This window comes from Streptomyces sp. NPDC048473, from assembly GCF_043200155.1.
In the GTDB taxonomy this organism is placed as follows: domain Bacteria; phylum Actinomycetota; class Actinomycetes; order Streptomycetales; family Streptomycetaceae; genus Streptomyces.
The window spans coordinates 123,117-144,393 of sequence record NZ_JBICXE010000002.1 but is presented as its reverse complement, the minus strand read 5'-3'; the positions used below and the strand labels follow the sequence as shown (position 1 = coordinate 144,393).

The window sequence follows — 21,277 nt, the reverse complement described above, 5'->3', positions numbered from 1 at the left end:
CCGCCACCTGTCATCAGGTGGCCAACGATTCGGTGGCGCTACGCGCGTAGCGTCTGCCGGGCGCGGTACCTTTTTTCGCCCCACCGCCTCCGTCCCACCGCCTCCGCCCTCCGCTCCTGCCAAGGAGAGTGCGTCATCAACGCGTCCAGCAGTCCTCATGCCGTGGAGCTCCGCGGCATCACCAAGCGGTTCCCCGGAGTCGTGGCCAACCACGACATCGACATCACCGTGCGCCGCGGCACCGTCCACGCTCTCGTCGGTGAGAACGGCGCCGGCAAGTCCACTCTGATGAAGATCCTGTACGGCATGCAGAAGCCGGACGAGGGCACCATCGCGGTGGACGGCGAGCAGGTCTCGTTCCACAACCCCGGCGACGCCATCGACCGCGGTATCGGCATGGTGCACCAGCACTTCATGCTCGCCGACTACCTCACGGTCCTGGAGAACGTCGTCCTCGGCTCCGAGAAGCTGTACGGGATCGGCGACCGGGCCCGCGCCAAGATCAAGGAGATCTCCGACGCCTACGGTCTCGGTGTCCGCCCGGACGCCATGGTCGAGGACCTCGGGGTCGCCGACCGGCAGCGCGTGGAGATCCTCAAGGTCCTCTACCGCGGCGCCCGCACCCTGATCCTCGACGAGCCGACCGCCGTCCTCGTACCGCAGGAGGTCGACGCGCTCTTCGACAACCTGCGCGAGCTCAAGGCCGAGGGCCTGACCGTCATCTTCATCTCGCACAAGCTGGGCGAGGTCCTCTCGGTCGCCGACGAGATCACGGTGATCCGGCGCGGTACGACGGTGGGCACCGCCGACCCGAAGCGCACCACGACCAAGCAGCTCGCCGAGCTGATGGTCGGCAGCGAACTCCCGTCGCCGGAGACCCGCGAGTCGACCGTCACCGACATCCCCATGCTGACTGTCGAAGGGCTGCGGCTGACCGCCACCGACCCGGACGGGGTGGTGCGTTCGGTGCTCGACGGCATCGGCTTCACCATCCACAAGGGCGAGGTCCTCGGTATCGCGGGCGTCGAGGGCAACGGCCAGTCCGAACTGGTCGACGCGATCATGGGCATGCGCCACCTCGACACCGGCGTACTCACCCTGGACGGCGCCGACATCTCCCGCACGCCGACCCGCAGGCGCCGCGAGGACGGCATGGCCGTCATCCCCGAGGACCGCCACCGGCACGGACTGCTGCTGGAGGCCCCGCTCTGGGAGAACCGCATCCTCGGCCATGTCACCGAACGCCCCAACAGCAAGGGCGTGTTCCTCGACCTCAAGGGCGCCCGCGCCGACACCGAGCGGATCGTGCGCGAGTACGACGTCCGCACCCCCGGTATCGAGGTCACCGCGGCCTCCCTCTCCGGCGGCAACCAGCAGAAGCTGATCGTCGGCCGCGAGATGAGCCACGCCCCCAAGCTCCTGATCGCCGCGCACCCCACCCGGGGCGTGGACGTCGGCGCCCAGGCGCAGATCTGGGACCAGATCCGCGAGGCGCGCCGCGAAGGACTGGCGGTGCTGCTGATCTCCGCCGACCTGGACGAGCTGATCGGGCTCTCCGACACCCTGCGCGTCATGTACCGCGGCCGGCTGGTCGCGGACGCCGACCCGGCGACCATCACCCCGGAGGAGCTCGGCTCGGCGATGACGGGCGCGGCCACCGGCCACCTCGAAGCGCCGGACGAGGCACCTGCGCCGGACGAGGCACCTGCGCCGGACGAGGCACCTGCGCCGGACGAGGCACCTGCGCCGGACGAGGCACCTGCGCCTGACGACTCCGGTGCCGAAAGCACCGACACCGACCCCCGGAACGGGGGAGAGGACCGATGAAGAAGATCGACAAGGAGCGGCTGCTCCTGGGGATCGCGGCCCCCGTACTCGCGATCGTGGTCGCCTTCCTGGTGACCGCACTCGTGCTGGCCGCCACCGGCAAGGAGCCGTTCAGCGCCTTCGGCATCATGTTCGACTACGGGATGAAGTCGGACAGCCAGGTCTACATCCTGAACAAGGCGACGACGTACTACCTCGCGGGTCTCGCGGTGGCCGTCGGCTTCCGGATGAACCTCTTCAACATCGGCGTCGACGGCCAGTACCGTCTCGCCGCCTTCTTCGCCGCCGCGGTCGGCGGCGCGCTGACTCTGCCCGGCGCCCTGCAGATCCCGCTGATCATCCTCACCGCGATGATCGTCGGCGCGATGTGGGCCGGTATCGCCGGTGTCCTCAAGGTCACCCGGGGCGTCAGCGAGGTCGTCTCGACGATCATGCTGAACGCCATCGCGACGGCCGTCATCGGCTATCTGCTCCAGCAGGGCCGCCTCGGCCACCTCGACGAGGCCGGCACGAAGATCTCCACCGAGCCGCTCCCGGAGTCCTCGCACTTCTTCGAGTTCCCGACCACCCCGACGCCCGTCTGGGGCTTCATCGTGGTCGCGGTCGTCGCGGGCATCGCCTACTGGTTCGCGCTCTCGCGCACCCGGTTCGGCTTCGACCTGCGCACCGTCGGCCAGTCCGGCTCCGCGGCCGAGGCCAGCGGCGTCAACGTCAAGAAGATGGTCGTCACCTCGATGCTGATCTCCGGTGCCGTGGCCGGACTGGTCGGTATGCCGACGCTCCTCAACGACAGCTTCGAGTACAGCGGCGACTTCCCGGTCGGCATCGGCTTCACCGGTATCGCCATCGCCCTCCTCGGTCGCAACCACCCCATCGGCATCGCGCTCGGCGCACTGCTCTGGGGCTTCCTGGAGCGCGGCACCGGCAAGCTCGAATTCGAGGGGTACGACAAGGAGATCGTCGGCGTGATCCAGGGCGTCATCGTCCTGTGCGTCGTCATCGCCTACGAAGTCGTCCGCCGCTACGGACTCAAGCGCCAGCAGAGCAAGGTCGGCGCGGAACTCGCCGCACAGGCCGCCCGTAACTCCGACCAGCAGGAGGTGTCGGCGTGACCGTCACGGCGACTTCCACCCCGCCCCCCGCGGCCCCCAAGGTCTCCGGCGGCAAGGGCGGCCGCACCCGCCTCTCCTTCCCCGTCGTACTGCTGATCGTCGCGGGCGTGCTGCTCGCGCTGTCCGCCGTACGCGCCATCACCGGCGCCGCGGACGTCACATCGGCGGGACAGATCAGCGCGGCACTCGCGATGGCCGTGCCGATCGGGCTCGCCGGACTCGGCGGCCTCTGGGCCGAGCGGGCCGGTGTGGTCAACATCGGCCTCGAAGGCATGATGATCCTGGGCACGTTCTTCGGCGCCTGGGCCGGCTGGCAGACCAACCCGTGGCTCGGCGTAGTGGCCGGGATCGTCGGCGGCATGCTCGGCGGACTGCTGCACGCCGTCGCGACCGTCACCTTCGGCGTCGACCACATCATCTCCGGTATCGCCATCAACATCCTGGCGCTCGGCTTCACCACCTACTTCGCCAAGCTCTGGTTCAACTCGGGCGAGGCGGCGGCCAAGGGCGGCAGCCCCAAGCAGTCCCCGCCGGCCGACGACATCACCTCGGTGACGATCCCGGGCCTCTCCGACTGGCTGCACTCCATCGAGAAGCACCACTGGTTCTTCGTCTCCGACCTGGCCGGTGTCATCGGCGGCCTGGTCACCAATGTGTCGCTGCTGACGATTGTGGCCGTGGTCCTCTTCGTCCTCACGTTCTTCGTGCTCTGGAAGACCTCGTTCGGGCTGCGGCTGCGCTCCTGCGGCGAGAACCCGGTAGCCGCCGAGTCGCTCGGTGTGAACGTCTACCGCTACAAGTACATCGCGGTGATCGTCTCCGGTGGCATGGCCGGCCTCGGCGGTGCCTTCCTCTCGCTCGTCACCTCGCACATCTACAACGAGGGCCAGACCGGCGGCCGCGGATACATCGGTCTCGCCGCGATGATCTTCGGCAACTGGCGGCCCGGCGGGCTCGCCATGGGCGCCGGCCTGTTCGGCTTCGCCGACGCGCTCCAGCTGCGCAACGGCGGTGAGTCCGTCCACGCGCTGCTCCTGCTGCTCGTGGTCGTGCTGGCCGTGCTCGCGGCCTGGAAGCTCTACCGCAAGAGCTTCGTCCAGGGTGTGGTCAGCGCGGTCATCGCCGCCGCGGTGCTGGTCTGGTACCTCGCCACGGACACGGTGCCCACCGAGTTCGTGAGCGCCACCCCGTACATCGTCACGCTGCTCGTCCTCTCGCTCTCCGCCCAGCGGCTGCGGATGCCGAAGGCGGACGGCATGCGCTACCGGAAGGGCCAGGGCAAGTGACGGCCGCCGCGGAGGTCGACTGGGCGGCGCTGCGGAGCGCCGCGCGGTCCGTCATGACACGTGCGTACGTTCCCTACTCGCACTATCCGGTCGGCGCCGCGGCACGCGTCGACGACGGCCGTACGGTGTCCGGCTGCAACGTCGAGAACGCCTCGTACGGCCTCGGGCTGTGCGCCGAGTGCGGCCTGGTCTCCCAGCTGCAGGCCACCGGTGGCGGGCGGCTGACCCACTTCACCTGCGTGGACGGGACGGGCGAGATCCTGGTGCCGTGCGGCAGGTGCAGGCAGCTGCTGTACGAGTTCGGCGGGCCGGAGCTGATCCTTGAGACGCCGGACGGCCTGCGCACGCTCGACGAGATGCTGCCGCAGGCGTTCGGACCGGACCACCTGAAGTAGAACTGCTGTGGCCCTCCCGTCCGTCGGGAGGGCCACACCCGCCTCAACCCTCTATGCGCGTAGAGTCATTCAGGACTCTTGCGTACGTACCGGCCGGAAGGACTCCCAGGACATGGACGCCATCTCCGTCATCCGCACCAAGCGGGACCGAGGCGAGCTGACCCCCGAGCAGATCGACTGGGTCATCGACGCGTACACCCGCGGCGAGGTCGCCGACGAGCAGATGTCCGCGCTGGCCATGGCGATCCTGCTGAACGGTATGAACCGTACGGAGATCGCCCGCTGGACCGCCGCCATGATCGCCTCCGGCGAGCGGATGAACTTCGACTCGCTCTCCCGCCCCACCACCGACAAGCACTCCACCGGCGGAGTCGGCGACAAGATCACCCTGCCGCTCGCCCCGCTGGTCGCCGCCTGCGGTGCCGCCGTGCCGCAGCTCAGCGGCCGGGGCCTCGGCCACACCGGCGGCACGCTCGACAAGCTGGAGTCCATCCCCGGCTGGCGCGCCCACCTCTCGAACGAGGAGATGCTGAGCGTCCTGGACACCACCGGCGCGGTGATCTGCGCCGCCGGTGACGGGCTCGCCCCCGCCGACAAGAAGCTGTACGCGCTCCGCGACGTCACCGGCACCGTCGAGGCCATCCCGCTGATCGCCAGCTCGATCATGTCCAAGAAGATCGCCGAGGGCACCGGTGCGCTCGTCCTGGACGTCAAGGTCGGCTCGGGCGCCTTCATGAAGACCATCGAGGACGCCCGCGAACTGGCCTCCACCATGGTCGCGCTGGGCACCGACAGCGGAGTGCGTACGGTCGCGCTGCTCACCGACATGGCCACCCCGCTCGGCCTGACCGCGGGCAACGCCCTGGAGGTGCGCGAGTCGGTCGAGGTGCTGGCCGGCGGCGGCCCGAAGGACGTCATCGACCTCACCCTGGCCCTCGCCCGCGAGATGCTGGACGCGGCCGGGCTCAAGGACGCCGACCCGGAGAAGGCCCTCGCCGACGGCTCCGCGATGGACGTGTGGCGCCGGATGATCTCCGCCCAGGGCGGCGACCCGGACGCCACGCTTCCGGTCGCCCGCGAGCAGCATGTCGTGACGGCCCCGTCGACCGGCGTGCTGACCCGCCTGGACGCCTACGACGTCGGCGTCGCCGCCTGGCGCCTCGGCGCGGGCCGGGCCCGCAAGGAGGACCCGGTGCAGGCGGGCGCGGGCGTCGAACTGCACGCCAAGCCCGGCGACACGGTCACGGCCGGACAGCCCCTGCTGACGCTGCACACCGACACCCCCGAGAAGTTCGAGTACGCGCTGAAGGCCCTGCCCGGCTCGTTCGACATCGCCCCGGCCGGTACGGCGTTCACCGCCACCCCCGTGGTGCGGGAACGTATCGCCTGACCTGCGGCTTACTCGTACGGGTGAACGGGACCGGTGGACTGCCGCCGGTCCCGTTCGGCATGCTGGACTCGGTGACGCACCGATAGAGGAGACCGCCATGAGCGCACTCACCGTCGATCCCGTGCCGGGCAACGGCCAGGGATGGGACGACCTCGTCCGGATCTGGGAGGAGACGGACGCACCCGAGGGCTGCAAGGTGGAGATCATCGAGGGGATCGTCACCGTGTCGCCACCACCGTCCAAGGACCACAATCTCACTGCGGCGCTGCTGCAGCGCAGGCTCTACTCCGTGATCCCGGAGGACTGGGAGATCTTTCAGACCCTCGGCGTCGCCGTGCCGGGCCGGGCCGGGCTCTACATCCCCGATCTCGTCGTCGTGCCGCGTGCCGTGGCGACCGGGCCGGGCAACCGCGTGCCGGCGGAAGAGGCCCGGCTCGTCGTCGAGATCACCTCGCAGGCCAACGCCAACCACGACCGCATCGGCAAGGCGCACGGATACGCGAAGGCCGGTGTCGAACTCTTCCTGCTCCTCGATCCCTGGCACTCCGGCCGTCCCACCGCCACCTTGTACGGGGAACCCGTCGAGGGCACATACCGGGTGCTGGACGCGGTCGAGTACGGGGAGAAGCTGACGCTTCCCGAGCCGTTCGCGCTGGACCTGGACACCGGGGTCTTTCCGGTCAGTTGAGAAGCAATGCCGCGCCGGTCTCGTCGGTGTGCGAGCGGCCCGCCGGGACGGAGAGATCCGTCCGGGCGGGCCGTCGTCATGCGGTCGCGGTCGAGGTGCCTACTTGCCGAAGTACGCGTTGTAGATCGACACCGACGACTTGTTGCCCTGCTTGTCCGTGACATCGGCCCGGTACGAGAGGGACCTGCCCTTGGCCGGGTTCTTCACGGAGAGCTTGCCCGACTTGACCGTGGACTTCTTCCAGGTCTTGCCGGCGTCGTAACTGACGTACACCGTCAGCGACTTGAGGTTCTTGCCGACGGCAGCACCCTGTACCGTCACCGGCACGGAAGCGGTCCTGCCCGCCGTGACCTTGCCGTCCAGCGTCACATTGGGCGTGAAGCGGACGGTGGAGGCCGGCAGCAGGGTCGGGCCGGCGGTCTTCCTGGACCGGAAGGTCCAGCTCGCGTCGATCCGGGTGGAGACGGCCGAGAGCTTGGAGCTGCGCTGCACCGAGGTCGTCAGCCTGTAGTCGGCGGCACCGGACGGCACGGCGATGGGGGTGGCGCCCTCCAGCGGGTCCTCGTTCCGGGTGACCTTGGTGCCATTGCGGTACAGGACGGTCTTGACCGAACTGTACGTGGAGTAACCGATGTTGCCGCGGCCGTCGGCCGCCAGCGGCAGCGACCCGATGATGTTGTCGCCGTCGCGGAAGATCCCGTAGCCGGAACCGAGCGCGGGGCCGAACACCGCGGTGTTGACCTTCTTCGTGTAGGTCTTGCCCGCCTTGAGGGTCTCGGGGTCACCGAGGGAGTACTGCGCCTCGGTCACCGGGTAGCCGTCCTCGTCGACTCCGCCGTCCTGACTGAAGTCGAAGTTCCACTGCACCTTGTCGGCGGTGGAGACATAGGCGGTGCTGGTTCCGGGGATCTTCTGACCGGACCAGGACGTCCAGCCGGTGAACGAACCGGGAAGCGAGCCCCATGCCGCGATCCCGCCGGTCTTGCCCTTGACGGACGCGCCGAGCGCGGTCCGGACCTTGGCCATCTGGCCGGTGGTGAACTTCCGGCTGTAACCGGTCGCCGCCTGGGTCACCGGACCGCCGACCGCGACGTCGTACCGGGTCGAGGCTCCCTTGGTCCAGCTGCCGATCCAGTGCTGGGCGAGCGAGCCGTCGGTCACCTTCGGGCCGACATGCGCGGTGCGGAAGCCCTGGTACGAGTCGAGGTACCAGCCGTAGCTGTAGCCGCCGTCCTTGCCGTCGAACTGGAGGTCGGGCGCGGCCAGCCGGGCCTGCGTACCGGTGGCGGGCAGGGTGAAGTTCACCGGCTTCGCCTTGCGCGCGTCGAGCGTCACGGTCAGGTTCTTGGTGGCGTTCAGATTCGGCTGGGTGAGCCAGTCGATGCGCTTGGCGCCATTCTCCGGGTCGACATAGACGGCCGAGTTCAGCGCGTAACCGCCCTTGGGAACGCGGACCTTTGCCGTTCCGTCGGTGCCCGTCGGGGCCAGCCACACGCCGCTCGCCGTGCCGGAGAGGCCGTAGAGGTCGGACCCGTAGAACTTGGCCGGCTTGCCGTCACGTCCGATCCGTCTTGACCGTGAGGTCGTACGACTCGATCTCGCGCTCGACCGCGGCCGCGGTGCGGACGGTCTGGCCGCTGCCGGTCCCGACGACGTACGCGGAGTAGGAGCCGTCGGCCGTGCCGCCGAGCTTGGTGTTCACCGTCAGCGGTACGTCGGCGGTGCCGCCCGCGGGGACGGTCACCTTGTCGGCGCCGAGGGTGAAGAAGCCGGCCGGGGCGGGCTTGCCCTTCGGGCCGGTGGCCGTGACCGCGAGGCCGAGGGTGACGTCCGTCGTACCGAGGTTGCGGTATGTCAGCTTCTTGCTGACCGGGGTGTCATCGGTGTGCGGCCACTGCTGCACCCCGAAGCTCACCGAGACCGGGTCCGCGACGACGGTCTGGGCGATCGCCCGGTCGACGGCGATCCGGCCCGAGCCCTGCTCGAACGGTGTGTACGCGCCCGGCTTCGTCGAGGCCGTGAGCGCGCCCTTGAGCTCGGCGTACTTCCACTCCGGGTGCTCCTGCTTGAGGAGCGCCGCGGCGCCCGCGACGTGCGGGGTCGCCATCGACGTACCGGAGATCGTCAGATAGCCCGGCGGGTTCTGCCCGACCTCCTGTTCGATGGCTGAGCCGGGTGCGGCCGCCGCCGTGATGTCCACGCCGGGGGCGGTGACATCGGGCTTGATCGCGCCGTCGCCGATGCGCGGGCCGCGGCTGGAGAAGTCGGCCAGCTTGTCGTTGTCGTCGACCGCGCCGACGGTCAGTGCGGCGTCCGCGCTGCCCGGGGAACCGATTGTGCCGGCGCCGCTGCCCTCGTTGCCCGCCGCGATGGCGAACAGGACGCCCTTGTTGGCCGACAGCTTGTCGACCGCCGCTTCGAGCGGGTCGATCTCGGGGGTGTCGCCGCCGCCGAGGCTCAGGTTGATGATGTCGGCGCCCTGCGCGACCGCCCACTCCATGCCGGCCAGGATGCCGGAGTCGTCGCCGAAGCCGTCGTCGTCGAGCACCTTGCCCTCGATCAGCTTGGCGTCCGGGGCGACACCCTTGAACTTGCCGCCCGACTTGGCGCCCGTACCGGCCGCGATCGAGGACACATGCGTACCGTGCCCGACCCGGTCCTGGGTGTCGGGCGAGGCGCTGAAGTTCTTCGTCTCCAGGATCTGGCCCTGGAGGTCCGGGTGGGTGGCGTCCACGCCGGTGTCCAGGACGGCGATCTTGACGCCCTTTCCGGTGTAACCGGCCTTCCAGGCGGTCGGCGCGCCGATCTGCGGCACGCTCTTGTCGAGACTCGCCTTGCGTACGCCGTCCAGCCAGACCCGGTCGATCCCGGCGGCTGTGGTGCGCTGGGCGCCGTGCGCGGGCTTGCTGGTGAGTGCCTGCCAGACGTCCTGGGCGTCGCGTTCCGGCGTGGTCACCGACTCGGCGTTCAGCGATTTCAGGGTCCGGCCGACCCGGGTGGAGCCCGCGTCGCGGACCTCCGCCTTCGCGGCCGCCGCCCGGTCGCCCCGGTAGGCGACGATCAGCTTCAGGCCCGTCTTCTGTGCCCGGCGGTTCTCCGCACGGTTCAGCTCGGTGACGTCGAACAGCCGGCGGTCCAGCTTCCCGGAGCTGATCAGCCGGTGTGCGTCGGCCGGGACGAGCAGGGTGTGCCCGTCGCGTATCTGCCGCTGCACGGGTATGTGTTCGCGCCCCTTGGCGGGCCGGAAGTTCAGGACCCGGCCTTTGGCGTCCACCGAGACGCGGTCGCCGGTGATGAGTGTCAGCTGGTGCCGGTCCACGGGCTTGGCGCCCGCCGCTCCGGCTACGTCGGGCTGTGCCATGGCCGGGGTGGTCATCCCGGCTGCGAGCGCCACGGCGGCCGCCGTGGCGATGGTCGATACACACGCGTTTGTCACGTGTCTGCGCAACTCTCCCCCCTGGAAAGTCAGGCGGCCCCCGAGGGGCCACTGGTCAGTCGGCCCCGATGGGACGCCGGTGCCGACCGGTTCACGTACCTAGAGGGGGAATTGATCGAGAGGGTTCACAGGAACCGCACAGGCGACGGGAGGTGACGGAAGTTCACCGGTTGCCGGGCGGACCGGTGGGGTGGCTGAGGGGCGGCCCCGAGGTGGGTGGGAGCAGCTGCCGAGCAGGTACGGGGGCATGCGCCGGGCCGGGGCGCCGGGAAAGTGCGGGAGCGGGCAGCGATGAGTTTCGGCCGCCGGGCCGGTCTCCCTGATGTGGAAGCCATGACCCCGATCGTTCTCGTCGTCACCGGCCGCGTCACGCGGGCAGCGGTGCCGGGACTCTGCGCCGAGCTGGAGTCGCTGCTGTACGACCCCGAGGGCGCCGTCCGCGACCCGGACGCCGGGGTGGACTGCGACGTGGGCGGGGTCGTACAGGCGGATCTGGCCCTGGTCGAGGCGATAGCGAGGCTGGGGCTCGTCGCACGCCGCGCGGGCGGCAGACGGCTGCGGCTGCGCAATGTGCCACCCGAGCTGCAGAGCCTGCTCGACCTGGTGGGGTTGGCCGATGTGGTGGATGTGGGGGGCGGGGCCGTGGGGAACGAGGCCTGAAGGGGCGGCGCTTCAGGGAGCGCGCGCCGCCCGTCCGCCTGCCGCGCCCGACGTTCAGTCCCCGCCCGGGCCAGCCCGACTCCTCCCCTCGAACCGTGCGCAGAGCCTTACTGAGAGTTTGACCACGCCGCTGTCCGGGACCGCAGTCGCTGTGGGGAACGGCGACACCGCCGGGGACACGTTCGACGCGCGACCGTCACCGCCGCAGCCATTCTCCGGCTGCGGACCCGGTCCGCCGCCGGAGGCGGAATTCGGAGTCCAGGCGGCCCCGGGCGTGGCCCCGTCGGTGGCGGAGGGCTCACCCAGCCACTGGGTCAGCCCCCAGCCACCGGCCGCCAGCACCACCCAGCCCGTCACCAGCCCGTTCCGTAGCCCGCGCCTCATGCCGCGTCGGCGTCGAGATGATCCGGCAGACCGAACAGCGGGAACCAGCGGGGTGTGTCCAGGAAGCAGTGCATCCCGGTGATGGAGCCCTCCGAGATGTCGATGACCTGCACCGCCCACGGCACGAACCCCGGCCCGTCCGGATTCGGCTTGTAATGCGCGAACGCCGGGGTGCCGTTCGCCGCCGTCGCCACCAGCCGTGAGCCTTCGCAGCTCGCGCCGATGGTGCGCATGAAGCCGGTGATGTCGTCGTGCCCCTGGAGCCAGAGGTCGAACGGCGGCATGGTCATCACGGCGTCCTCATGGAGCAGCGCGGTCAGCGCCGCCATGTCGTACCCCTCGAAGGCCGCGACGTACCGAACGAGGAGCTTGCGCTGCTCCTCGTCGAGCGGATTCGCGGTGTCGGCGGTCAGCCCCTCGTGTTCCGCGAGGGTCGCGCGCGCCCGCTGGAGGGCGCTGTTGACCGAGGCGACCGAGGTGTCGAGCAGCTCGGCGACCTCGCTCGCCTTCCAGGCCAGCACCTCGCGCAGGATCAGCACGGCCCGCTGCTTGGGCGGCAGATGCTGCAACGCGGCCATGAACGCCAGCCGCACCGACTCCCGAGCCACCGCGGCCTCCGCCGGGTCGGCCACCGACGGCAGGATCCGCCCGTCCGGCATCGGCTCCAGCCAGGTGTTCTCCGCCAGCGGGTTGAGCGCCGCCCGGGCGAGCGGTGTCGGGCCCGTCAGATCGACCGGACGGGCCCGCTTGTTGCCCGCGTTCAGCATGTCCAGACAGACGTTGGTGGCGATGCGGTACAACCAGGACCGCAGGGAGGAACGCCCCTCGAACTTCTCGAAGTTGCGCCAGGCACGCACCAGCGTGTCCTGTACCGCGTCCTCCGCCTCGAAGGCCGAGCCGAGCATCCGGTAGCAGTAGCCGGTCAGCTCGACCCGGTGTCCCTCCAGACGGCTGTCGATGTCCGCCGTCGCTGTCAGATCACTCATCGCTCCACCCCTGTTGCGCTGTGACGCCGCTCACTTCAGCACTTCGGAAGCTACAGCAGGCCACTGACAACGGGGGTGGGAAGTGCCGAAGCGGCACACGTTCCGGTCATGGTTCCGGTCACGTACCGGGCTTGCGCCCGTACACGTACACGTCGTCGCCGTTCTTCAGCAGATTCCAGTACGACTTCGCGTCGGCACTGCGCATGTTGACGCAGCCGTGCGACCCCGGCGGGTTCCACATCTTCAGGCCCACCGAGTGGAACGCCTGACCGCCGTCGAAGAACTGGGAGTACGGCATCGACACGTGGTAGATCGTCGAATAGTGATTGATGTGCCGCATGTAGATCTTCTTGGACCCGGTGCGGGTCTCGTACCCGTTGCGACCGCTGCGGATCGGCACCGGACCGTACCTCAGCTTGCTGCCGTCCTGGATCCAGCTCAGCTGCCGGGTCAGGTCCACACACGCGATGCGCCCCTTGTTGGTGGGGCACTTCTTGGCCTTGTTCGGGTTCTTGCCGGCCGCTTTCTGGGCCGTGAGCGTCTTCATGGTGCGCCAGGTGACCGGCCCCGCGTACCCGATGTCCGGAGTGATCCCGTAGGTGCGCTGGAACGACCGGATCGCCGTGCAGTCGGCGGCCGACTGCTTGCCGTCGGCCGTCCGGTGCAGATACTTCTCGACCTGCTTCTGGTACGGCCCGGTGGACGTCGTGCAGGACGCCGCCTGCGCGGATCCGCCGGTGCTCAGGACCAGGGCGGGCGCCGCCATCAGACCGGCGACGGACAGCGCGAGTGCGCGCCGCGTCCGGACCCCCCGTATGTTTCCTGCGACTCTCATGTACGCCAACTCCCCTTCGCGCGCAGTGAGGTGATTCCGCCTGCTAGACGCGCGTCGGGGAGTGGATGGTTGTGCGCCGTATGTCTCAGTTCTGTACGGACGCCGCCGGTACGAACCGGCGCCGCTCGGTGCGTGCGGCCCGCGTGCCGTACAGCGTGATCGAGACGACGCCGAGGACCGCGAGCAGCCCCAGCGATACGGTCCCGGCCCAGCCGCCGCTGTGGAAGGCGACCGCGCCGAGCGTGCCGCCCGCGCTCGAGCCCAGGTAGTACGCGGACTGGTAGAGCGCCGACGCCTGGGCCCGGCCCTTCGTCGCCGTACGGCTCACGGACGAGGAGGCGACCGCGTGCCCGGCGAAGAAACCTGCCGTGATCAGGACCAGGCCGAGGAGTACGGCGGCCAGCCGGTCGGCGAGCGAGAGCAGCAGACCGGCGGCGGTGGCGGAGACGGCCAAATACAGCGCGCCCCGTCGGCCGAGCCGGGCGACCAGCGTGCCCGCCGTCGCCGACGACACCGTACCGACGAGGTAGACGAGGAAGATCGAGCCGACGACCCCCTGCGGCAGGTTGAACGGCGCCTCGACCAGCCGGTAGCCGATCACCGTGTAGACCGCGCCGAACACCGTCATGAACAGCCCGCCGATCGCGTACAGCCGGAGCAGCAGCGGATCGGCGAGGTGCCCGCCGACCGTCTTGGCGAGAGCCTTCGGGTTCAGCGAACCGGGGGTGAAGTTCCGGGCCCTGGGGATCATGAAGTGGAAGACGACCGCGCAGGCCAGGGCCAGCAGCCCGACCGCGCCGAGCGCCGCCCGCCAGCCCCACAGCTGGGCGACCCAGCCGGTGAGGACACGGCCGCTCATCCCGCCGATGCTGTTGCCCGCCACGAACAGTCCGATCGCGGCGACCAGCGCCTTCGGCCGTACCTCCTCCGCCAGATACGCCATCGCGGCGGCGGGCAGTCCGGCCAGTGCCGCGCCCTGGACGGCGCGCAGCGCGATCAGCCAGCCCAGCGAGGGCGCGAACGGCACGAGCAGCCCGACCAGTACGGCGACCGTCAGCGAAGCGGTCATCATCTGCCGCCGTCCGAACCGCTCGGAGAGCGCGCTCATCGGCAGCACACACAGTGCCAGTGCGCCCGTCGCGGCGGAGACCGTCCAGCTGGCCTGTCCGGCCGTGGCGCCGAGGGAGGCGGAGACGGCGGGCAGCAGGGCCTGGGTGGAGTAGAGGAGCGTGAAGGTCGCGACACCGGCGGCGAAGAGCGCGAAGCTCATCCGGCGGTAGCCGGGGCGGCCGGGTTCGAGACGGTCCGGCGCGGCGGGGCCGGCGGTGGCGACAGCGGCGGCGACGGGGGACGGCTGGGGCGAGGCGGCCACGGTGAGGGTGGACGCCCCGGTACTGGCAGGAGGCATGGCTCAAAAGTAGGACGCCCGGTTTCATGCGTCCAATGCATGAAACCGTCATAATCGTTCCCATGGTGCATGAACGCAGGTCACAGCCTCGACTGTCACCCAGTAGTTACGAAGAAGACATTCGCGCCGTCCTCGCGCCGCGGCTGGCCCACTTCGAGGCGGTGGCCCGCCACGAGCACGTCACCCGCGCCGCGCATGAGCTCGGCGTCCCGCAGTCGACGCTCTCGCGGGCGATGGTCAGGCTCGAACAGGACCTGGGAGTCGCCCTGTTCGCCCGCAAGGGCCGCACCGTCTCCCTCACCCCCGCGGGCCGCACCTTCCTGGACTCCGCCGAGCGGGCCCTGGCCGAGGTCGAGAAGGCCGCAGACTCGGTACGGGCCGACGCCGACCCGGCGACCGGCAAGGTCGCCTTCGGCTTTCTGCACACCATGGGCTCCGAGACCGTGCCCGCCCTGCTCCGCGCCTTCCGCGCCGACCACCCCCGGGTCCGCTTCCAGCTCGTGCAGAACTACGGCGATGCGATGATCGAACGCCTCCGGGCCGGCGGCCTCGACCTCTGCCTCACCTCACCCGTCCCGGACGCCCCCGATCTGGTCTCCCACCGCCTCGACGAACAGCGGCTGCGCCTCGTCGTCCCCGAGGACCACCGCCTCGCCTCGCGCCGCCGCATCCGCCTGGCGGAGGCCGCCGACGAAAAGTTCGTCACCCTCGAACCCGGGTACGGCCTGCGGCGGATCACCGACGACCTGTGCGCGGAGGCGGGCTTCGCGCCACGGCTCGCCTTCGAGGGCGAGGAGGCGGAGACCCTGCGCGGCCTGGTCGCGGCCGGCCTCGGCGTGGCCCTGCTGCCGCCGCCCGCTGTGGCCCGCCCCGGCGTCGTCGAACTCACCGTCACGGCCCCGCGGGCGGCCCGCGAGATCGGCGTCGCCTGGCTGGACGGCCACCCCGACACCCCGCCGGTGGCCGCCTTCAAACGCTTCCTGCTGTCGCGCAGGGGACGCCTGCTGCCGGACTGAGCCGGGCCCTCGCCGTTGTGCGCAGGAACACGGGACGAACCGCCGGCAGCGCAGGCTTGCCGGCACTCGGCGCGGCCGACTGCACAGCAGCTGCCGCGACCGCAAGAGCTGTCGGGTGCAGCGCAGATGTCACTGGGGCGCAGAGCTGTTGTCAGTGGCTGCCCGAGCCGCACCGGTGTCGCAGAGGCCCAGATCGTCGGCTTCTGGGCGGGCGGCCGCCAGAGGCGCGACCTGCGGGGCCGGGAGCGCCCGTCCCAGGCGGGCGAGCGGGGACAGGGCGATCAGTACCGGGGACAGCATCATGCCGGCGGCCGTCACCAGGAGGCTGGTGCGCAGCTCCCACTCCTGCGCGAGGGCGCCGCCGAGCAGCGAGCCGAGCGGGGTCAGTCCCATGCCGGCAAACGTGATGGTCGCGGCCGCGCGGCCCTGCATCCCGTCCGGGGTGACGGCCTGCCGGACGGCCATGACCGTGACGTTGACCAGCTGGCCGAAGGTCCCGAATACGAAGTTGACCGCCACGAGGGCAGGGATCGTCACCGCAGAAGGGCCGTGCAGCGCGGGCACACAGAGCATCACGCCGTCGCCGAGCGCCGCCGCGGACACGAGCACCGCGCCGTAACCGAACCGGTTCGGGAGGCGGGCGGCGAGCAGCGAGCCCAGGAGCGCGCCCGGTCCCGTCGCCGCGAGCGCCAGTCCGACGGCGGTGCCCGTCAAATGGAGTTCCCGTGTCAGGAAGAGCAGATAGACGGTCATCATGGCCGCGAAGGAGAACTGGAAGGCGGCCGAGGCGAGGCCCACGGCCCGCAGCGAGGCATTGCCGACGACGAAGCGGAGGCCCTCATGGATCCGCCGCCAGACCCGAGGGGGACGTTCCGAGCGCTCCGGGATCGATTCGTGGCGGCGGATCCGCCGGATCGACAGAAACGACAGCGCGAAGAACAGCGCGCTGGAGGCGGCAGCGACCGGCGCCGACAGCAGGGACACCAGCGCGCCGCCGAGGGCAGGGCCGCCGATCTGGGCCGCGGACCGGCTGCCCTCGAGCGCGCTGTTGCCCCGCACCAGCTGATCGCGTTTCACCAGTCGTACGAGAGATGCCTGGTAGGCCACGTCGAAGAACACGGACAGGGCCCCGACGGCGAAGGCGACCACGAGCAGCGCCGGCAGGCCGAGCGCGCCGAGGAGGCCGGCCACGGCGGCTCCGCCCAGCGCCAGAGCCCGGCCGAGGTCCGCCAGCACCATCACTGTGCGCGTCCGCCACCTGTCCACCCACGCGCCGGCAAAGAGCGAAAGCAGCAGGATCGGCGCCTGCCCCACCGCGCGGAGGGCGCCCAGCCAGCCGGCGCCGGCGTCGAGCGTCAGAACGGCGATCAGCGGCAGGACCACCAGGCCGGCGTGCTCACCGAGCTGGGAGACCGTCTGGCCCAACCAGAGACTGCGGAAGTCGCTGTCCCGGCACAGACCGGGCGGCACAAGTCGATGAGAATCGGACACAGCGGAAGCGGACGGCACAGGAATCCCTCGGGTTGCCGAAGACGAGACCCGCCACCCGGCGCACGACAGGCGCACCGACGGTTCAGGCGGGGGAAGGCTCGCTGTGCCACGCATCAAGGGCAGCACGCGATGACAGGCCGATCACAGCCTGCAACGTCAACGCGCGCTCGGACGACCGGGCATGTCTCAGCTCCTCGTGGGTCACTCGCTGCACCCGAACACTAGCCCTCGGCGGCCCGACATGACAGGCGATTGAGGGCCGGGACAGATGGCCAGGTCCCACCCTGCCGCCGCACCTCTGCCCGGCGTGGGCCGCTACAACCCGCAGGCGCTCCGCGTAGGTGGAGGGCCATGGAGGGCATGCCGTCGGCGGTGCCGCCTGCGCCGCCGACGGTCTTGCCGCGTGCGGAGTAGCCATTTGGCCGCACGTTACGGTGCGCCGCCGCCCAGGCCTGTAAGTAGCTTGAGCGAAGGACGAATTTCTCATTTCGGCTGTCATGCGGCCCCGAACAGGGCCCGGTGGCGGGGGTTCGCCGGTTGTCGTGGCGCTGCCCGGACCGGCAGCCGATGTGTCCGACGCCGAAGGAATCGAAAGGGCCCGCGCGATGCCGTTCATCACCACCAAAGACGGAACCGAGATCTTCTACAAGGACTGGGGGACCGGTCAGCCGGTCGTGTTCAGCCACGGCTGGCCGCTGAACGCCGACGCCTGGGATCCTCAGGCCCGACTCGTGGCGGATCACGGGTTCCGCGCGATCGCCCACGACCGCCGCGGGCACGGACGTTCCGGACAGCCCTGGAACGGCAACGACCTGGACACCTACGCCGACGATCTGGCGCAGCTGATCGAGACGCTGGACCTGCGGGACGTGATTCTGGTCGGCCACTCGACCGGGGGCGGCGAGGTGACCCGCTACATCGGCCGTCACGGTACCGACCGCGTTGCCAAGGCCGTCCTCCTGGGCGCGATCCCGCCGCTCATGCTGAAGACGGACGCGAACCCGGAAGGGCTCCCTGTCGAGGTCTTCGATGAAATCCGGGCCGGCGTCGCCGCCGACCGGTCGCAGTTCTACCGGGACCTCAGCCAGAACTTCTACGGTGCCAACCGCCCGGGCTCGAAGGTCTCCCAGGGCACACGTGACTCGTTCTGGATGTGGTCCATGCAGGTAGGGATCAAGGGCGCCTATGACTGCATCAAGGCGTTCTCCGAGAGCGACCTGACCGAGGACCTGGGCCGTTTCGACATCCCCACCCTGATCGCGCACGGCGACGACGACCAGATCGTGCCCTTCGTCGCATCGGCCGCCAAGTCGTCCGAGCTCGTCAAGGACGCCACCTTCAAGGTCTACCCGGGAGCCCCGCACGGCCTTGCCGAGGTCGCCCCGTACAACGAGGTCTTCAACGCCGACCTGCTCGCCTTCATCAGCAGCTGATCGGCCAGGACGGATCCGACCCGCGGTACCGGGCCGGCAGTTGAGGAAATCGGCCCCGGCGACGGGCCCACCCGGACAGCGGCGGCATCCCGCCGCCCCCGCCCTCAGTCCCGCAGCGACCTCCCGAACCCCGCGGCCAGTGGCATGCGCAGCCCCAGTGGTGGCGGTGCCGCCAGGGCGTCGGCGACCGGGCGTGCGTATGCGCGGCCGAAGAGTGAGCCGCGGACGAAGTCCGTTGCCAGGGCCACCACTTCGGCCCGGTGCTGGCGCAGTCCGTGGCCGTCCGAGTGGACCTCGAAGCGGCAGGTGTCGCGGTTGGTCTTCTTGGCCCGTTCGGCCAGGCGGAAGGAGAGTTCGGGGTCGGTGCGGGCGTCGTTCGTGCCGTGGACGAGCAGGACCTGCCGGCCGAGCAGATGCTTCACCGGCTCCGGCTCGTCCGTCGTGTTGTCGGGCAGCCAAGGGGCCATTGCCAGAACGGAGTTGACCGCCGCGTGGCCGCCCGCCCGGAGTGCGGCCCGGCCGCCCATGCCATGGCCGGCCAGGCAGACGGGGATATCGCCGTAGCGTCGTACGACCTCGTCCACCGCCCATCGGGCGTCCGCCGCGAGCTGTGCGTCGGTCGCGTTCCAGCCGCGGCAGCGGTAGCGCACGACATGCGCGGCGAGTCCGTCCTCCTGGCCCGCGCGGGCCAGGGTGCGGGCCAGCGGCAGCTGGAGGGCGTACGAGAGAGGGGAAGGGCGGCGGTGCGAGTCGGCCTCGCCGTCCGGGAGCAGCAGAACCACGCCGCTGACCGCAGATGGTGCTCCGGCCGTCCTGACGGCCCGTCCCAGCCTCGCAGCAGGCAGGGGGAGTGCGCGCTGTGCCATGACAGAACAGTGTCAGAAGGACAGGTGTACTCCACCCGTATTCGCGGTCACTGTTACGCATCGACAAGCGACAATCTACGCGCGTAGGCGCTAGAGTGCCCAGATGATGAGCCCGACCCTCCATGTGCCCGGCCAGGATCAGATCCGGCGTGCCCCCAAGGTCCTTCTCCACGACCATCTCGACGGCGGCCTGCGCCCGGGAACGATCGTCGACCTCGCCCTCGCGAGCGGCTACGACGGGCTTCCCGAGACCGAACCCGACAAGCTCGGCATCTGGTTCCGCGAGGCGGCCGACTCCGGATCGCTGGAGCGCTACCTGGAGACGTTCGCCCACACCTGCGCCGTCATGCAGACCCGCGACGCACTGGTCCGGGTGGCCGCCGAATGCGCCGAGGACCTGGCCGCGGACGGTGTCGTGTACGCCGAGGTGCGGTACGCCCCCGAGCAGCACCTGGAAGCCGGGCTGACCCTCGAAGAGGTCGTCGAGGCGGTCAACGAGGGCTTCCGCGAGGGCGAGCGGCGGGCCCGCCGGGACGGTAACCGCATCCGTGTGGGCGCCCTCCTCACCGCGATGCGGCACGCGGCCCGCTCCCTGGAGATCGCCGAGCTCGCCAACCGCTACCGCGACCAGGGCGTCGCCGGCTTCGACATCGCGGGCGCGGAGGCCGGCTTCCCGCCCACCCGGCACCTCGACGCCTTCGAGTACCTCAAGCGCGAGAACAACCACTTCACCATCCACGCGGGCGAGGCCTTCGGCCTGCCGTCGATCTGGCAGGCCCTGCAGTGGTGCGGCGCCGACCGGCTCGGCCACGGCGTCCGCATCATCGACGACATCGAGGTCGCCGAGGACGGCGCGGTGAAGCTCGGCCGCCTCGCCTCCTACGTACGGGACAAGCGCATCCCGCTGGAGCTGTGCCCGACCTCCAACCTCCAGACCGGCGCCGCCGCCTCGTACGCCGAGCACCCCATCGGGCTGCTGCGGAAGCTCCATTTCCGGGCCACCGTGAACACGGACAACCGGCTGATGAGCGGTACGAGCATGAGCCACGAATTCGAGAAGCTGACCGAGACTTTCGGATACACGCTCGATGACATGCAGTGGTTCACCGTCAATGCGATGAAGTCGGCATTCATTCCTTTCGATGAACGTCTGGCGATGATCAATGACGTGATCAAGCCCGGATACGCCGAGCTGAAGTCCGAGTGGCTCTTCGAGCAGACCGCTGCGACCAGTGTGTCTTCCAGTCCCGCGGGCTGATCCGCACCTCTGCGGAATAAGGCCGGGACGGCTGAATCCCGGCCTTTTTCCGTGTGTCGGCATGTTTGCGGGGCGGGATGTGAGCTGACTACATTTCAGAGCCGCTCACATCCCTCTCCCCAAGGATGAATTTCACATGAAGCAGTCTGCTGCCAGGACTTTCGGCGTCGCCGCTCTCGGTGCCGCTTTCGCCGCTGCCGCCGCGGGGACCGCCTCCGCCGCCGTGCTGCCGGCCGACGCCGCGGCCACTGCCCTGCCGGTCGCCGGCTCGGCGCTGGAGACCGCGACCCGGTCCCTGCCGGCCCAGGACACGGCCACCAAGCTCCTCGGCACCGGCCAGCAGAAGCTCGCCGGCGACGCCACCGCCCCGGTCAAGGGCCTGCTCGGCGGTCTGCCCGCGGGCGGCCTGTCGACCAACGGCCTGTCGACCAACGGTCTCCCGCTCGGCGGCTGATTCCCGTACACACGCCTGTGGGGCGGACACCCGGACCGGGTGTCCGCCCCACAGGCGTGTGGTGCGTACGCGGGTCACCAGGCGGTGGACGCCGTCTTCTCGGACGGGAACAGCACCCACAGCGCCAGGTAGAGCAGGAACTGCGGCCCCGGCAGCAGGCAGGAGACCAGGAAGATGATGCGCATGGTCCCCGCGGAGGTGCCGAAGCGCCTTGCCAGCGCTGCGCACACTCCGCCGATCATGCGTCCGTCACGGGGGCGGGCAAGTGCGGCCATGGTGGGCTCCTTCGCGAACCGTTGCTGAGGGAGCAGCTCCGTCGTGCTCCCGATGCATCCATGGTGGCCCGGCGAAC

At 70.2% G+C, this 21,277-nt stretch carries 17 protein-coding genes and 1 pseudogene; 11 read left to right on the top strand and 7 right to left on the bottom strand.

Features of this window, described 5'->3' with window-relative positions:
• The first annotated feature begins 162 nt into the window (after nucleotides 1-162).
• The 6 genes from ACGFU7_RS04020 (at nucleotide 163) to ACGFU7_RS03995 (ending at nucleotide 6,698) form a co-directional block, all read left to right on the top strand.
• Nucleotides 163-1,827, top strand: a complete 1,665-nt coding sequence (locus ACGFU7_RS04020; protein ID WP_393692090.1) for an ABC transporter ATP-binding protein — start codon at nucleotides 163-165, stop codon at nucleotides 1,825-1,827.
• Complete coding sequence (locus ACGFU7_RS04015) at nucleotides 1,824-2,939, top strand: ABC transporter permease (protein WP_393692088.1); 1,116 nt, start codon at nucleotides 1,824-1,826, stop codon at nucleotides 2,937-2,939. Before ACGFU7_RS04020 ends, ACGFU7_RS04015 begins: the two co-directional genes overlap by 4 nt.
• A complete protein-coding gene (locus ACGFU7_RS04010; protein ID WP_393692086.1) occupies nucleotides 2,936-4,225 on the top strand; it encodes an ABC transporter permease in 1,290 nt (429 codons plus the stop codon). The genes ACGFU7_RS04015 and ACGFU7_RS04010 overlap by 4 nt, the downstream gene beginning before the upstream one ends.
• Complete coding sequence (locus tag ACGFU7_RS04005) at nucleotides 4,222-4,620, top strand: cytidine deaminase (protein WP_393692085.1); 399 nt, start codon at nucleotides 4,222-4,224, stop codon at nucleotides 4,618-4,620. Before ACGFU7_RS04010 ends, ACGFU7_RS04005 begins: the two co-directional genes overlap by 4 nt.
• A 112-nt stretch (nucleotides 4,621-4,732) precedes the next feature.
• Nucleotides 4,733-6,010, top strand: coding sequence for a thymidine phosphorylase (locus tag ACGFU7_RS04000; protein ID WP_393692083.1), 1,278 nt, complete (start codon nucleotides 4,733-4,735; stop codon nucleotides 6,008-6,010).
• A 97-nt stretch (nucleotides 6,011-6,107) separates the two neighbouring features.
• Nucleotides 6,108-6,698, top strand: a complete 591-nt coding sequence (locus ACGFU7_RS03995; RefSeq protein WP_393692081.1) for a Uma2 family endonuclease — start codon at nucleotides 6,108-6,110, stop codon at nucleotides 6,696-6,698.
• A 99-nt stretch (nucleotides 6,699-6,797) separates the two neighbouring features.
• On the opposite strand, the pseudogene ACGFU7_RS03990 reads toward ACGFU7_RS03995, so the two are convergent.
• Nucleotides 6,798-10,074 (bottom strand): annotated as a pseudogene (locus ACGFU7_RS03990) (S8 family serine peptidase).
• A gap of 351 nt (nucleotides 10,075-10,425) precedes the next feature.
• Between ACGFU7_RS03990 and ACGFU7_RS03985 the strand changes: the two are divergent.
• A complete protein-coding gene (locus tag ACGFU7_RS03985) occupies nucleotides 10,426-10,794 on the top strand; it encodes an STAS domain-containing protein (protein WP_393692079.1) in 369 nt (122 codons plus the stop codon).
• Nucleotides 10,795-11,174: 380 nt separating this feature from the next.
• On the opposite strand, the gene ACGFU7_RS03980 is transcribed toward ACGFU7_RS03985, so the two are convergent.
• The 3 genes from ACGFU7_RS03980 to ACGFU7_RS03970 all read right to left on the bottom strand — a co-directional run bounded on the left by ACGFU7_RS03980 (nucleotide 11,175) and on the right by ACGFU7_RS03970 (nucleotide 14,407).
• A complete protein-coding gene (locus ACGFU7_RS03980; protein WP_393692077.1) occupies nucleotides 11,175-12,164 on the bottom strand; it encodes a sigma-70 family RNA polymerase sigma factor in 990 nt (329 codons plus the stop codon).
• A 118-nt stretch (nucleotides 12,165-12,282) separates the two neighbouring features.
• A complete protein-coding gene (locus ACGFU7_RS03975; protein ID WP_393692075.1) occupies nucleotides 12,283-12,999 on the bottom strand; it encodes a L,D-transpeptidase family protein in 717 nt (238 codons plus the stop codon).
• Between the two features lie 85 nt (nucleotides 13,000-13,084).
• The gene (locus ACGFU7_RS03970) at nucleotides 13,085-14,407 is read right to left on the bottom strand and encodes an MFS transporter (protein ID WP_393692073.1); all 1,323 of its coding nucleotides are present in this window, start codon (nucleotides 14,405-14,407) and stop codon (nucleotides 13,085-13,087) included.
• Between the two features lie 62 nt (nucleotides 14,408-14,469).
• Here ACGFU7_RS03970 and ACGFU7_RS03965 point away from each other — a divergent pair, with 62 nt between their 5' ends.
• Complete coding sequence (locus ACGFU7_RS03965) at nucleotides 14,470-15,423, top strand: LysR family transcriptional regulator (protein ID WP_393692071.1); 954 nt, start codon at nucleotides 14,470-14,472, stop codon at nucleotides 15,421-15,423.
• Nucleotides 15,424-15,552: 129 nt separating this feature from the next.
• On the opposite strand, the gene ACGFU7_RS03960 is transcribed toward ACGFU7_RS03965, so the two are convergent.
• Entirely contained in the window at nucleotides 15,553-16,932 is a 1,380-nt protein-coding gene (locus tag ACGFU7_RS03960; RefSeq protein ID WP_393692069.1) for an MFS transporter, read from the bottom strand.
• Nucleotides 16,933-17,519: 587 nt separating this feature from the next.
• Between ACGFU7_RS03960 and ACGFU7_RS03955 the strand changes: the two genes are divergently transcribed.
• Nucleotides 17,520-18,347: an alpha/beta fold hydrolase gene (locus tag ACGFU7_RS03955; protein ID WP_393692849.1), complete on the top strand. Its 828-nt coding sequence runs from the start codon at nucleotides 17,520-17,522 to the stop codon at nucleotides 18,345-18,347.
• A 104-nt stretch (nucleotides 18,348-18,451) separates the two neighbouring features.
• Here ACGFU7_RS03955 and ACGFU7_RS03950 read toward each other — a convergent pair whose 3' ends face one another.
• A complete protein-coding gene (locus ACGFU7_RS03950; RefSeq protein WP_393692067.1) occupies nucleotides 18,452-19,213 on the bottom strand; it encodes an alpha/beta hydrolase in 762 nt (253 codons plus the stop codon).
• 103 nt (nucleotides 19,214-19,316) lie between these two features.
• Between ACGFU7_RS03950 and ACGFU7_RS03945 the strand changes: the two genes are divergently transcribed.
• Both ACGFU7_RS03945 and ACGFU7_RS03940 read left to right on the top strand, forming a co-directional pair.
• Entirely contained in the window at nucleotides 19,317-20,471 is a 1,155-nt protein-coding gene (locus ACGFU7_RS03945; protein WP_393692065.1) for an adenosine deaminase, read from the top strand.
• A gap of 136 nt (nucleotides 20,472-20,607) precedes the next feature.
• The gene (locus ACGFU7_RS03940) at nucleotides 20,608-20,925 is read left to right on the top strand and encodes a hypothetical protein (RefSeq protein ID WP_393692063.1); all 318 of its coding nucleotides are present in this window, start codon (nucleotides 20,608-20,610) and stop codon (nucleotides 20,923-20,925) included.
• A 74-nt stretch (nucleotides 20,926-20,999) separates the two neighbouring features.
• Here ACGFU7_RS03940 and ACGFU7_RS03935 read toward each other — a convergent pair whose 3' ends face one another.
• Entirely contained in the window at nucleotides 21,000-21,200 is a 201-nt protein-coding gene (locus ACGFU7_RS03935; RefSeq protein ID WP_393692061.1) for a PspC domain-containing protein, read from the bottom strand.
• Between the last annotated feature and the right edge of the window lie 77 nt (nucleotides 21,201-21,277).

Bases quoted from the DNA above. Each gene is read 5' to 3' on its own strand.
- ACGFU7_RS03985 (WP_393692079.1), top strand. From the start codon at position 10,426: ATGAGTTTCGGCCGCCGGGCCGGTCTCCCTGATGTGGAAGCCATGACC.
- ACGFU7_RS03980 (WP_393692077.1), bottom strand. From the start codon at position 12,164: ATGAGTGATCTGACAGCGACGGCGGACATCGACAGCCGTCTGGAGGGA.
- ACGFU7_RS03935 (WP_393692061.1), bottom strand. From the start codon at position 21,200: ATGGCCGCACTTGCCCGCCCCCGTGACGGACGCATGATCGGCGGAGTG.
- ACGFU7_RS04000 (WP_393692083.1), top strand. From the start codon at position 4,733: ATGGACGCCATCTCCGTCATCCGCACCAAGCGGGACCGAGGCGAGCTG.
- ACGFU7_RS03955 (WP_393692849.1), top strand. From the start codon at position 17,520: ATGCCGTTCATCACCACCAAAGACGGAACCGAGATCTTCTACAAGGAC.
- ACGFU7_RS03975 (WP_393692075.1), bottom strand. From the start codon at position 12,999: ATGAGAGTCGCAGGAAACATACGGGGGGTCCGGACGCGGCGCGCACTC.
- ACGFU7_RS03995 (WP_393692081.1), top strand. From the start codon at position 6,108: ATGAGCGCACTCACCGTCGATCCCGTGCCGGGCAACGGCCAGGGATGG.
- ACGFU7_RS03950 (WP_393692067.1), bottom strand. From the start codon at position 19,213: ATGGCACAGCGCGCACTCCCCCTGCCTGCTGCGAGGCTGGGACGGGCC.
- ACGFU7_RS03940 (WP_393692063.1), top strand. From the start codon at position 20,608: ATGAAGCAGTCTGCTGCCAGGACTTTCGGCGTCGCCGCTCTCGGTGCC.
- ACGFU7_RS04015 (WP_393692088.1), top strand. From the start codon at position 1,824: ATGAAGAAGATCGACAAGGAGCGGCTGCTCCTGGGGATCGCGGCCCCC.
- ACGFU7_RS03945 (WP_393692065.1), top strand. From the start codon at position 19,317: ATGATGAGCCCGACCCTCCATGTGCCCGGCCAGGATCAGATCCGGCGT.
- ACGFU7_RS03965 (WP_393692071.1), top strand. From the start codon at position 14,470: ATGGTGCATGAACGCAGGTCACAGCCTCGACTGTCACCCAGTAGTTAC.
- ACGFU7_RS03970 (WP_393692073.1), bottom strand. From the start codon at position 14,407: ATGCCTCCTGCCAGTACCGGGGCGTCCACCCTCACCGTGGCCGCCTCG.